The organism is Enterobacter sp. JMULE2 (assembly GCF_013337145.1).
Lineage (GTDB): Bacteria > Pseudomonadota > Gammaproteobacteria > Enterobacterales > Enterobacteriaceae > Enterobacter > Enterobacter mori.
Genome location: NZ_SGWD01000010.1, coordinates 1,312,020 through 1,324,351, shown reverse-complemented (window position 1 = coordinate 1,324,351; position 12,332 = coordinate 1,312,020). Strand labels below are relative to the sequence as shown.

10 protein-coding genes and 2 tRNA genes are annotated in these 12,332 nt (G+C 55.8%); 6 read left to right on the top strand and 6 right to left on the bottom strand.

All coding sequences use genetic code 11. The features are described 5' to 3' along the window. Window positions 1-3: 3 nt before the first annotated feature. Complete coding sequence (gene sbcB, locus EXW94_RS07135) at window positions 4-1,440, bottom strand: exodeoxyribonuclease I (RefSeq protein WP_375336639.1); 1,437 nt, start codon at window positions 1,438-1,440, stop codon at window positions 4-6. 198 nt (window positions 1,441-1,638) lie between these two features. Here sbcB and dacD point away from each other — a divergent pair, with 198 nt between their 5' ends. The 4 genes from dacD to EXW94_RS07115 all read left to right on the top strand — a co-directional run bounded on the left by dacD (window position 1,639) and on the right by EXW94_RS07115 (window position 5,030). After that, on the top strand, window positions 1,639-2,805 hold the full coding sequence (gene dacD / locus EXW94_RS07130) for a serine-type D-Ala-D-Ala carboxypeptidase DacD (protein ID WP_217436325.1): 1,167 nt from the start codon (window positions 1,639-1,641) through the stop codon (window positions 2,803-2,805). Window positions 2,806-2,923: 118 nt separating this feature from the next. Next, the gene (gene sbmC, locus EXW94_RS07125; protein ID WP_010432063.1) at window positions 2,924-3,397 is read left to right on the top strand and encodes a DNA gyrase inhibitor SbmC; all 474 of its coding nucleotides are present in this window, start codon (window positions 2,924-2,926) and stop codon (window positions 3,395-3,397) included. Between the two features lie 91 nt (window positions 3,398-3,488). Then, window positions 3,489-4,547, top strand: a complete 1,059-nt coding sequence (locus tag EXW94_RS07120) for an FUSC family protein (protein ID WP_100165945.1) — start codon at window positions 3,489-3,491, stop codon at window positions 4,545-4,547. 147 nt (window positions 4,548-4,694) lie between these two features. After that, the gene (locus EXW94_RS07115) at window positions 4,695-5,030 is read left to right on the top strand and encodes a DUF496 family protein (protein WP_010432067.1); all 336 of its coding nucleotides are present in this window, start codon (window positions 4,695-4,697) and stop codon (window positions 5,028-5,030) included. 49 nt (window positions 5,031-5,079) lie between these two features. Here EXW94_RS07115 and EXW94_RS07110 read toward each other — a convergent pair whose 3' ends face one another. Then, entirely contained in the window at window positions 5,080-5,412 is a 333-nt protein-coding gene (locus EXW94_RS07110; protein ID WP_089600487.1) for a gamma-glutamylcyclotransferase family protein, read from the bottom strand. Window positions 5,413-5,465: 53 nt separating this feature from the next. Further along, a tRNA-Asn gene (locus EXW94_RS07105) sits at window positions 5,466-5,541 on the bottom strand. A gap of 161 nt (window positions 5,542-5,702) precedes the next feature. On the opposite strand from EXW94_RS07105, the gene emmdR reads away from it, so the two are divergent. Beyond that, complete coding sequence (gene emmdR, locus EXW94_RS07100) at window positions 5,703-7,157, top strand: multidrug efflux MATE transporter EmmdR (protein ID WP_174339784.1); 1,455 nt, start codon at window positions 5,703-5,705, stop codon at window positions 7,155-7,157. A gap of 103 nt (window positions 7,158-7,260) precedes the next feature. Continuing rightward, window positions 7,261-7,336 (top strand) — tRNA-Asn (locus EXW94_RS07095). Between the two features lie 142 nt (window positions 7,337-7,478). Here the strand turns inward: EXW94_RS07095 and EXW94_RS07090 are convergent. The 3 genes from EXW94_RS07090 to shiA all read right to left on the bottom strand — a co-directional run bounded on the left by EXW94_RS07090 (window position 7,479) and on the right by shiA (window position 12,105). Then, window positions 7,479-9,245 carry an aminopeptidase P family protein gene (locus EXW94_RS07090; protein ID WP_174339783.1) on the bottom strand — a complete coding sequence of 589 codons (1,767 nt, stop codon included), beginning with the start codon at window positions 9,243-9,245 and terminating at the stop codon, window positions 7,479-7,481. A gap of 15 nt (window positions 9,246-9,260) precedes the next feature. Beyond that, window positions 9,261-10,715, bottom strand: a complete 1,455-nt coding sequence (locus EXW94_RS07085) for an AMP nucleosidase (protein WP_010432073.1) — start codon at window positions 10,713-10,715, stop codon at window positions 9,261-9,263. A gap of 73 nt (window positions 10,716-10,788) precedes the next feature. Beyond that, a complete protein-coding gene (gene shiA, locus EXW94_RS07080) occupies window positions 10,789-12,105 on the bottom strand; it encodes a shikimate transporter (RefSeq protein WP_010432076.1) in 1,317 nt (438 codons plus the stop codon). Between the last annotated feature and the right edge of the window lie 227 nt (window positions 12,106-12,332).

Below are 12,332 nucleotides of genomic sequence, written 5' to 3'. Positions count from 1 at the left end.
CGCTCAGACGATCTCTTGCGCGTACTGGAACAGGGATTTCAACAGCGCCTGTTTCTCAGCATTCCCTTCATACTGGCCGTAAAGCATTTCCAGCTCTTGCGCATAGCTGTTGAGGAATTCCGGCGTAAACACGTTACGTCGATGCTGCAGCCAGCGTTCCTGCTCCACTTCGTCCAGGGTACCCGGATAGTTTCGCGCCCGGTAATTGAACATCAGCTTTTCAATGCGCTTATCTGCAAAGGTAATATCCAGCGCCGGTAAGTTACGCGGCTCGGTTTGCAGGACGATATTCATCGCTGCGCGATCGGCATCGCTGAAGAAACCGTTATAAAGCTGTGCGTCGACGTTCTCAGACGGCACAAACGGCTCGGCTTCCGCAAAGATTGCGACTACTTTTTCCCGTACCTGCGGGTTGTCGCGCAGCACCTTCAGGTTATCCAGACAGTGCTGACGATTAATACCCAGCCTGTCAGCATCTTCCGGGCGCAGCGTATTGGCCTGCGCCAGCACCGGACATTTATTGATGTGAACCAGCTTCACCGGTACCGCAGGCAGATCGCCGAGCTCGTTTTTCGGCGTGTAAAGCCGTTCGCGCAGCGTATCGCTGTCCAGTTCCAGCAGCGGGGAGATATCGCCCGCCAAATCCACCATGATAACGGCATTACGGTTGTCGGGATGCCATGCCAGCGGCGCAACCCAGCTGGTATTGCCGCGCCACGCACCGAACATCCCGGAGATGTGTACCAGCGGCTTCATCTGCGGGACATCAATGAGCGTAGTCAGCTTCTGTTTGCTGCGGTGACTCAACAGATACTCAAACAGACGCGGCTGGGCAGTTTTCACCAGCTTTGCCATGGCAATGGTGGCATAGACGTCTGCCATCGCATCGTGAGCATTGCTGTGTTCGATGCCGTTGGCGCGCGTCAGGTGTTCAAGCCTGAAACTCGGCAGCCCATCCTCGTTCTCCGGCCAGTTAATGCCTTCAGGACGCAGGGCGTAACAGGCGCGCATAATGTCGAGTAAATCCCAGCGCGAATTGCGGTTCTGCCAGCTCCAGGCATAGGGGTCGTAGAAGTTGCGGTAGAAGATATTGCGCGTCACTTCATCATCGAAACGAATATTGTTGTAGCCGACCACGCAGGTATGGGGAACGGTAAACAGATCGTGGATGCGGCGGGCAAACTCCGCTTCGCTCACCCCTTTTTCCCGTGCTTCCTGCGGTGTAATGCCCGTAACCATCACCGCGCCTGGCTGCGGCAGATAATCATCCGCGGGCCTGCAGTAAAAAACCTCTGGCTCGCCAATGATGTTGAATTCGTCGTCGGTACGGATGGCAGCAAACTGCGCCGGTCTGTCCAGCGCCGGGTGGGTGCCAAAGGTTTCGTAATCGTGGAACAAAAAAGTTGGGCGCGCGGCAGAATCAGACACCAGTAATATCATCCTGTAAAAAATTCACGACGCTATGGTAAACGATCGCGCTAAGCAGTCCGAATAAAAAGCGCCGTCATGCGTGAAATTTGCGAGACACCGTCAGAGAAAAATATGCACTCTGTCACATTTTTTTGCAATTAAGGCAGGTAACGGCAGCAGAACTCCCGTAAAAAGGTCATCGATTTTTAATGACCTGAGGATATACCGTTGAAACGCCGTCTGTTTATTGCTGTTTCTTTACTTGCTTCGAGTATCACATCTGCGCTGGCTGCCGATCCGCTGGATTTCTCCCCGCAGCCACCTGCCATCCAGGCGGGGTCCTGGGTGCTGATGGATTACACTACTGGTCAGATATTAACGGCGGGCAACGAACATCAACAGCGTAATCCGGCAAGCCTGACCAAGCTGATGACGGGCTACGTCGTCGACCGCGCTATCGACAGCCATCGCATCAGCCCGGATGATATCGTCACGGTTGGGCGCGACGCGTGGGCGAAAGGTAACCCGGTATTTGACGGATCGTCTCTGATGTTCCTGAAAGAGGGCGATCGCGTTTCCGTACGCGATCTCAGCCGGGGCCTGATTGTCGATTCCGGTAACGATGCCTGCGTGGCGCTGGCCGATCACGTCGCGGGTGGCCAGCCGCAGTTCGTGAATATGATGAATGACTATGTGCAAAAGCTGAACCTGCGCGACACCCACTTCGAAACCGTTCACGGACTGGATGCGCCTGGGCAGCACAGCTCCGCTTACGATCTGGCCGTTCTCTCCCGCGCGATCATTCACGGTGAGCCAGAGTTTTATCATATGTACAGCGAGAAGAGCCTGACCTGGAACGGGATCACCCAGCAGAACCGCAACGGCCTGCTGTGGGATAAAACCATGAACGTGGACGGTCTGAAAACGGGGCATACCTCCGGCGCGGGCTTTAACCTGATTGCCTCCGCGGTGGACGGGCAGCGTCGCTTGATCGCCGTGGTAATGGGCGCAGACAGCCCGAAGGGGCGTGAAGATCAGGCGCGCAAGCTGCTCCACTGGGGACAACAGAACTTTGATACGGTGCAGATCCTGCACAGCGGTAAAAAAGTGGGGACCGAGCGGATCTGGTACGGTGATAAAGAACAGGTAAACCTGGGAACCGATCAGGACTTCTGGCTGGCCTTGCCAAAAGCGGAAGTGCCGAACATTAAGGCTAAATACGTGCTGGATACAAAAGAGCTGGAAGCCCCGATTGCCGCCCATCAGCGGGTCGGTGAAATTCAGCTGTACGACCGCGATAAGCTGGTGGCGCACTGGCCGCTGGTCACGCTGGAACGCGTTGATAAAGGCGGTATTTTCTCCCGCCTGAGTGATTATCTGCATCACACCATCTAACCTTTCTGAGCAGACTGGCAGGGTTGCGAGTCTGCTCACATAATAAACACTCCTCGTTTGCCGATAATATTCATTCTGCTTTATAGTGTATAAATATACAGTAATAAGCGGAGGCAGCATGGACTACAGCATCAAGCAGCAACAGAAACGTAAAATCGCAGGTTTTCACCTTGTTGGGCCGTGGGAAAAAACCGTTAAGCAGGGCTTTGAACAACTGGTCATGTGGGTGGATGGGCGTCACATTCAGCCGCTGGAGTGGGTAGCGGTTTACTACGATAATCCTGATGAGGTCCCGGCAGAAAAACTGCGCTGTGACACCGCCGTCACGGTACCCGACGACTTTATCATTCCCGATAACAGTGAAGGGGTGATGATGACCGAAATTGTTGCCGGGGATTATGCGGTCGCGACGGCACGTGTTGAAAATTACGACTTTGCGACCCCGTGGTATCAGTTCTTTAATTCCCTCCTGCAGGACAATAAGTACCAGATTGCTCCAAAACCCTGCTTCGAACGCTATCTCAATGATGGTAATGCAGATGGCTACTGGGACATTGAGATGTTCGTCGCGGTAGAGCATAAAGCGGGTTAACCCTGTAAAAAGTGGGATTTTTAGCCGGGGGCGATCCACCCGGCTGAAAACACAGTACAATTGTGATTTGCCGTGTAGCTGGAGAGCGGGTGTGCGTCCCGACAAATCATTAACGCCGTTTGAAATTCGGTTGTACAAACATTACCGCGTGGTGCATGGGTGTCGCATCGCGCTGGCGTTCGTGTTGACGTTTGTACTGGTTCGCTTGCTGGATGTTCCGGAGGGGACGTGGCCGCTGATTACGCTGGTGGTCGTGATGGGGCCCATCTCCTTTTGGGGAAACGTTGTTCCGCGCGCGCTTGAGCGAATTGGCGGGACCGTATTAGGCTCCGCCCTTGGGCTAATCGCCCTGAAACTGGAGCTGATCTCCTTTCCTGTCATGCTGGCATGGTGCGGAGCCGCCATGTTCCTCTGCGGCTGGCTGGCGTTGGGCAAAAGACCGTATCAGGCGTTGCTGATTGGGATTACGCTCGCGGTGGTGGTCGGTGCGCCCGCCGGGGATATGACTACGGCGCTGTGGCGAAGCGGGGATGTGGTGCTCGGCTCGTTGCTGGCGATGCTGTTTACGGGGATCTGGCCGCAACGCGCCTTTCTGCACTGGCGCATCCAGATGGCGAATTACGTGACGGCATTTAACCGTGTCTATCAGGCCGGCTTTTCCCCGAATCTGGTTGAACGGCCACGGCTGGAAAAACACCTGCAGAAGATCCTCAATGATGTCGTCAAAATGCGCGGCCTGATCACGCCCGCCAGCAAAGAAACCCATATTCAGAAAGCGATTTTCGAAGCCATCCAGACGGTAAGCCGCAATCTGGTCTGCATGCTTGAGCTGCAGATCAACGCCCACTGGGCCTCGCGTCCCAGCCATCTGCTGATGCTTAATGCGCATACGCTCAAAGAGACGCAGCAGATGACGCAGCAAACGCTGTTGACCATCGCCCATGCGCTCTATGAAGGCAATCCGCAGCCGATACTGGCCAACAGCGAGCGGCTGAATGAGATCGTCGCGGAGCTGAAGCAGCTAATCAATGAACGCCAGAGCGATAACGTGGCGGAAACGCCCATTCATGGCTACGTCTGGCTGAGTATGGAACTGGCGCGGCAGCTAGAGCTCTTATCGCATCTTATTTGCCGGGCGCTGCGCAAATAAAAGGCGTATGTGACGCCTGCTGCTTCGATTCAGCAGCAATTGGGGTTATGATAGATTTAAACGATATACTCATTGTCATTCGCAGCCGCTGTCTGTTACAACGGTTGCCTTAACGAATCCGAATCTCACATTATCAGGGGTGTAAAAATGGAAACTACCAAGCCTTCGTTCCAGGATGTTCTGGAATTCGTCCGCCTGTTCCGCCGCAAAAACAAACTGCAGCGTGAAATCCAGGACGTTGAGAAGAAGATCCGTGACAACCAGAAACGTGTTCTGCTGCTCGACAACCTGAGCGACTACATCAAGCCAGGCATGAGCGTTGAAGCTATTCAGGGCATCATCGCCAGCATGAAGAGCGATTACGAAGACCGCGTTGATGACTACATCATCAAAAACGCTGAGCTGTCCAAAGAGCGTCGCGACATCTCCAAGAAGCTGAAAGTGATGGGCGAAATCAAAAACGCTGAAGCAAAAAGCGAGTAATCGCTGCTAATTGTGAAAAAGGCTCTCTGGTGACAGAGAGCCTTTTTTATTACGCAGAGCGCGGCTGTAGCTGATAAATCCAGGCCTTAACCTGTTTACCCTCAAGGGTAGTCACCGTGACCTCAACCCGATCGTAGCCGTCTTCAAATTCATCCAGCATTTGCCAGTGTGCGGCAAGGTTATCAGAGATAAACAAATAGCCTTCGACGCGGGGGCCGTCCGGGTGGAGCACAATCCCCGGAAAATCCGCAGCAGCGCCCCAGCCGCGTTCGTAAAACGTACCGGATACGAAGCCAGCGAGCCATTCACCGCCAATGTTTTCAAGAATATGCGCGTTAGAGTGACCGGGGCGTAGTGTGCCGTAAACAAACAGTGCGTCCATTTATCCTCACCGGAAAAGCAAAAAGCCCGCTCGAAAGCAGGCTTTTCTAAATGTGGCTCCTCTGACTGGACTCGAACCAGTGACATACGGATTAACAGTCCGCCGTTCTACCGACTGAACTACAGAGGAATCGTTGTGGAGGCTTATCTTAGCGGCGAAAAAAGTTTTGTCAAACCTGATCTTAGGGAAAATCGACTGACTGCTGATTCTGTCGTCAGTTTGTTGTAAATCCAAACATCTTTTTTATGGAAATACTTTGCAGGACAGCCATTTCTCCCCCATCATTTGAAATGGAGTTTCAACTTTTCTCGCTAAGGTCCATTTTGAACGTCACTGTCCCCTTACGCCAGGCGATCATGCGCACGCCCTGGTATGCAAAACGTAAAAGTTATCGTGTTCTGTTCTGGCGTGAAATCACCCCCCTTGCTGTGCCTATTTTCCTGGAGAATACCTGCGTACTGCTGATGGGCGTGCTAAGTACGTTCCTGGTCAGTTGGTTGGGCAAAGAGGCGATGGCAGGGGTAGGGCTAGCGGACAGCTTTAACATGGTGGTGATGTCTTTCTTTGCTGCCATCGATCTGGGCACAACGGTCGTCGTTGCCTTTAGTCTGGGGAAACTTGATCCGAAGCGCGCGCGCGAGGCGGCACGCCAGTCGCTGATGATCATGACCCTCTTTTCGATCGTTCTGGCGGCGGTTATCCATTACTACGGCAAAGAGATTATTGATATTGTCGCGGGTGAGGCGACCAGTGAGGTAAAAGACCTTGCGCTGACCTACCTGGAAATGACGGTGTTAAGCTATCCGGCGGCGGCTATTGCTCTGATTGGTAGCGGTGCGCTGCGCGGGGCAGGTAATACCAAAATTCCGCTGCTGATCAACGGCGGGATGAATATCCTGAACATTATCATCAGTAGTGTACTGATTTACGGGGCCTTTTCCTGGGACGGTCTGGGGTTTGTTGGTGCTGGCCTTGGCCTGACTATTTCACGTTACATTGGCGCGGCAGCGATTATCGGCGTGCTGATGACGGGGATCACCCCGTCCCTGCGCCTCACGCTGAAAAGCTATTTCAGGCCGTTTAACTTTGCCATTATCTGGGAAGTGATGGGCATCGGTATTCCGGCCAGCATTGAGTCGGTGCTGTTCAACGGCGGCAAGCTGCTCACGCAGATGTTTGTGGCCGGTATGGGAACGGATGTTATCGCCGGTAACTTTATCGCCTTCTCCATCGCCTCGCTGATTAACCTGCCGGGCAACGCCCTTGGTTCCGCCTCCACGATTATCACCGGCAAACGGCTCGGGAAAGGGCAGATAGGGCAGGCGGAGCGTCAGCTCCGGCATGTCTTCTGGCTATCGACCATTGGGCTGACAATGATAGCCTGGGGAACCGCGCCTTTTGCCGGGTTGATGGCCTCGTTTTACACCCACGAAAACGATGTTAAAGAGGTGGTTAAGATCCTGATTTGGCTCAACGCCGCGTTTATGCCGATCTGGGCCGCGTCCTGGGTGTTGCCCGCTGGCTTAAAGGGCGCGCGCGATGCCCGGTTTGCCATGTGGGTATCCATGCTCGGGATGTGGGGTTGCCGCGTGGTGGCGGGTTATACGCTGGGTATTATGCTGGGAATGGGCGTTGTAGGGGTCTGGCTGGGTATGTTCCTGGACTGGGCCGTGCGCGGTGCACTGTTCTACTGGCGCATGGTAAGTGGGCGTTGGTTATGGAAATATCCACGGAAGAATGCCTGACAAATGCGCGAAATGGAGAATAAATCGGCAAACGAACGGAAATCTGCATTCTGCCTTTGACATCATCGGGGAGCATCGATAATATGCGCCCCGTTCACACGATTCCTCTGTAGTTCAGTCGGTAGAACGGCGGACTGTTAATCCGTATGTCACTGGTTCGAGTCCAGTCAGAGGAGCCAAATTTGAAAAGCCTGCTTTTAAAGCAGGCTTTTTGCTTTTCTGCAGCGGGTAAAATTGTCGGGTGGCGGCTTCGCCTTACCCGACCTACGGGATAGATAGGCCCGGTAAGCGCAGCGCCACCGGGCATCAGACCGCACGATGTTAGATACTCATCGGGGCGGTCGCTTCTTCCAGCCACGCTCGCGCATCGCTGTTCACCAGAGGTAACAGCGCCTCCCGTACCTGCTGATGATATTCATCCAGCCACTGCTTTTCCTGCTCGCTCAACAGATGCAATTCCACCTGGCTTAGGTCAATCGGGATCAGCGTCAGCGAGACAAATTTGCAGAACCCCGGGCGGCTTTCCACAATCTCTACCTGATTTTCAATGCGAATGCCGTGGCTATCGCCCAGATAGTAGCCCGGTTCGATGGTCATGATATTCCCCGCCACCAGCGGCCACGGGTTGACCTTTTTGGCGATGCGATGTGGGTTTTCATGGATCAGCAACTGATGCCCCACGCCGTGCCCGGTACCGTGATCGTAATCCAGCCCCATCTCCCACAGCGGACGACGGGCGAAGGCATCCAGCTGATGTCCCTGAGTCTCTGAAGGGAACTGCAGGGTAATGAGCGACAGGAAGCCTCTCAGCACGGCGGTATAGTGCAGGCGCTGCTGCGGATCGACTTTACCCCACGCCAGCGTGCGCGTGGCATCGGTGGTGCCGTTGTGGTACTGACCACCGGAATCATTCAGATAAAAATGGTCATGTCCGATGGGCTTGTTACTGGCTTCGCTTGAGTGGTAATGGCACATTGCCGCATTGCTCGACGACGCGGAAATGGTCGCAAAACTCTGCTCAATAAAACCGGGCTGTTGCCTGCGGAACGCCAGCTGTTGTGCCTGTACCTCCAGTTCGGTCAACGGTTTCCCTGCCGCCTCGCGTCGTGGAACTTCTTGACTCAGCCAGGCAAGAAAATTAACCCACGCGGCACCGTCCTGATGATGGCATTCGCGATAGCCCGCCAGCTCCATCGGGTTTTTCGTGGCTTTCATCAGGGTGATGGGATCGGTCTGCCAGACGATTTCTCCCTGCGGCTCGATGGCAAAGCGCAATGCAACAGGCGCAGAATCGGCATCGACCAGCACCCGTTTGCCCGCAGCCTGCTGCTGGCAGCGTTCAATAAACGCCCTCTGCGGTGAGAGAGTGAAAGCATTACGCACGGCATTCGGCAACGCGGTGAGCTTCGCATCGTCTACAAACCACTCCACGCTACCATTACGGCTGAGCAGGGCGAAGGAGAGAGGAACCGGGCTAAAGGGGATATCTGATCCACGCACGTTCAGCAGCCAGGCGATGTTGTCCGGCAGCGTCACGGCGAGGAAATCCGCATTGTGTTCTGCCAGCACGGCGGCAACACGCTGACGTTTTTCTGCGCTGCTTTCACCGCTGACCTCAACGGGCATTTCGCGGATAATACCCGCAGGCGCCGCTGGGCGGTCAGTCCACAGCGTGTCAAACGGTGAGGCCTTCAGAGGCACCAGCTCGCACGGCGTGGCAGACAGCTGCTCAAACTCTGAATTTGTCATCAGCATCGCGTCAAAGCCAATGCGCGTCCCTGCCTTCACGTTTTTTGCCAGCCACTCAGCCAGCGGTTCGTTGTGAAGATGGTGGACCTCAATCTCGTCCATATTGACCTGAACGCGGGCCTGAACCTGATAACGTCCATCGACGAAGAGTAGCGCTTTGTCTTTCAGCACCAGAGCCAGACCGGCCGAGCCGTCAAAGCCCGTCAGCCAGGCCAGCTTTTCGTCGTATGGGGCGCAGTATTCGCTCTGCCAGGCATCCGCTCGCGGAACAATCATCCCGTCGAGATGACGGGCTTCAAGCCAGTGGCGCAGGGCAGAGAGCGGTGATGTGGTGTGCATGGTTTTTCCTTGTTATTAGCGGAACGGCGGCTCGTTGAAGGTACGCAGCTTGCGTGAATGCAGCTTGTCGCCCTCCGCGCGAAGTAAATCAATCGCACGAATACCGATCTGCAGATGCTCAGAGATAGCCCCTTCGTAAAAACGGTTGGCCTGGCCCGGCAGCTTAATCTCGCCGTGCAGCGGCTTATCGGAGACGCACAGCAGCGTGCCGTAAGGGACGCGGAAGCGATATCCCTGCGCGGCAATGGTGGCGCTCTCCATATCAATCGCCACCGCGCGGCTCAGGTTGAACCGCAGCGCGGAGGCGGAGTAGCGCAACTCCCAGTTGCGGTCATCCGTCGTCACTACCGTGCCGGTACGCAGGCGCTGCTTAACCTCTTCACCCGGCATACCGCTGACCTCTTTGGTGGCGTCATAGAGCGCGCGCTGTACTTCGGCGATGCTCGGGATCGGGATGTCCGGCGGCAGTACCGCGTCCAGTACGTGGTCATCACGCAGATAGGCGTGGGCCAGCACGTAATCGCCAATCAGCTGGCTTTCGCGCAGGCCGCCGCAGTGGCCAATCATCAGCCATACGTCCGGACGCAGGACCGCCAGATGGTCGCAGATGGTTTTGGCGTTTGACGGGCCCACGCCGATGTTGATCAGCGTAATGCCCTGTCCGTCGGCGGTGATCAGGTGCCACGCGGGCATCTGGTGTTTTTTCCACGCCAGGTCGGAGATAGCCTGCTCGGGCGCTTCGGTCTCCGCGGTGATCCAGATCCCGCCCGCGCAGGAAAGGGCGATGTAAGGACTGTCCGGATCGAGAATTTGGCTACAGCCCCAACGGACAAACTCATCCACGTAGCGGGTGTAGTTGGTGAACAGCACAAACGGCTGGAAGTGCTCCGCAGGCGTGCCGGTGTAGTGACGCAGGCGCGCCAGGGAGAAGTCCACGCGGCGAGCATCAAAGTGCGACAGGGGAGAAAATTCTGCCGGGTGATAGATGCCGTCAGCCGTCTCATCGCCAATCTGGGAAAGCTCGGTGGTCGGGAAATGGCGCGTCAGCCCCGCGCTCATGGAGCGATCCAGCGTCAGCGCCGAGCCGTCTATCACGTACGGATAAGGGATTTCGTGCAGCGAAGGTTCTACAGAAATGTGCGCGCCGTAATCCTGATACAGCAGCGTCAGCTGTTCCTCAAGATAGGGGCGGAACAGCGCAGGGCGGGTGACGGTGGTGCTGTAACAGCCGGAGTGGGTAAAGCGCGCGTAGGCCCGGGTTTTGGGATTACTGCTGGCACTGCCGTCCCAGGTAACAGAGAGCGACGGATAAACAAAAAGGCCCTGAGTTCTGGCCTTTTCATCGGGAAGTTTCCCTGATTCGATGTATTCACTGATGGCGCTGCGCAGCGCGTTGACGGACTGTTCATACAGCGCGTCGAGTTTTTCCAGCGCCTGAGCCGGGGTCAGGCTGGAGCCCTTATTATTCATCTCTGTCTCCTTGTTCCACAGGTGTGTGACTCTACCCGATAGTATGTCACACGCCCGTGAAACAAAAGTGAGATCAGGTGTGGCGCGGCTCTTTCATAAACAGCGCCGTGGCGGCAGAGAGCAGGCAACCGGCCAGCAGATAAATCGCCACGCTGTGCCAGTTTCCGCCAGAGAAAGTCACCAGCGCGGCGGCAATAAACGGCGTAAAGCCGCCACCGACTACGCTTGCCACCTGATAGCCCACGCCCGCGCCGCTGTAGCGGTAGCTTGCGCCAAACAGCTCGGTGAACATCGGCTGCTGCACGCACACCACCATGTCGTGAGCGATGTTGGCGAGCATGATGGCGAAGAAGACAATCCAGAAGATCGACTGGGCCTCCAGCGCCATAAAGAACGGCCAGGCGCTGAGGGTGCCAATCAGCGCCCCGGTAATATAGACGCGACGGCGACCAAACCGGTCCGCCAGCCAGGCGAAGCAGGGGATAGTCAGGCAGCTTATCCCGCCGACCAGCAGGCCGATATTGAGGAACAGCTCGCGGGGAAGTCCGAGGTTCTGCGTCGAGTAGTTCAGCGCAAACGCGGTGACGATATACATCGTCAGCAGTTCACAGAGGCGCAGGGCGATAATTTTCAGAAAAGCGCCAGGATGCTGAACCAGCGCTTCCATCACCGGCAGCCGTTTTTTAGCGACCGGTTTTTCCCGCTGCTGCTGTTCGAATTCCGCGGACTCTTCCATCCCGTTGCGGATCCACAGCGCGGCGATGACCAGCACAATGCTGAAGATGAACGGAATGCGCCAGCCCCAGCTCAGGAACTGCTCGTCGGTGGTGAGCTGGCTGATTAAGGAGACCAGCCCGGTGGAGAGCAGCAGGCCGACGCCATAACCCACCTGCACGCCGCTGCTGTAAAAGGCTTTCCTGTGCTTCGGCGCGCTCTCGACGGACAGCAGCGCCGCGCCGCCCCATTCACCGCCTACGGCGAAGCCCTGGATGGCGCGCAGGGTGACCAGCAGTACCGGTGCCCACCAGCCGATGGAGGCAAACGAGGGGAGAATACCGATAAGCGCAGTGGCGATCCCCATCATCCAGACGGTGAGCATCAGCATGCGCTTGCGGCCGAGGCGGTCGCCAAAGTGGCCGAAAATCACCCCGCCCAGCGGGCGAAACAGAAAGCCGACGCCGAAGGTGGCAAACGCCGCGAGCGTGCCCATCGCGGGGCTGACCTGGGGAAAAAATTCGCGGTTAAACACCAGGGCGGCAGTGATGCCGTAGAGCAGAAAATCATACCAGTCGACGACGGCACCCGCGAAGCTGCCTAAGGCTGCGCGGCGGGCACGGTTGAGCGAAGGCGTCTCCTCGTTGGGACGTTCGGAGATGAGGGTGGAGTCCATAGTTGTCCTGTCTGTACTGATTTTTAATTATTGGTATAAGAAAAGGTCACTCACATTGCGTCCGTCATATAAACGGAACCTATGAGACTACCGCGACAAAACGCCTGAGAAAACGTTTTTATCTTTCCGGAAGGCGCTGAATAAATAAATTTCATCTTCCCCTGCCTTGAGATAAATCAGTCTGTTTGGCTCCGGTTAGTGCTGAATGGATTACAGTAATAGAAACC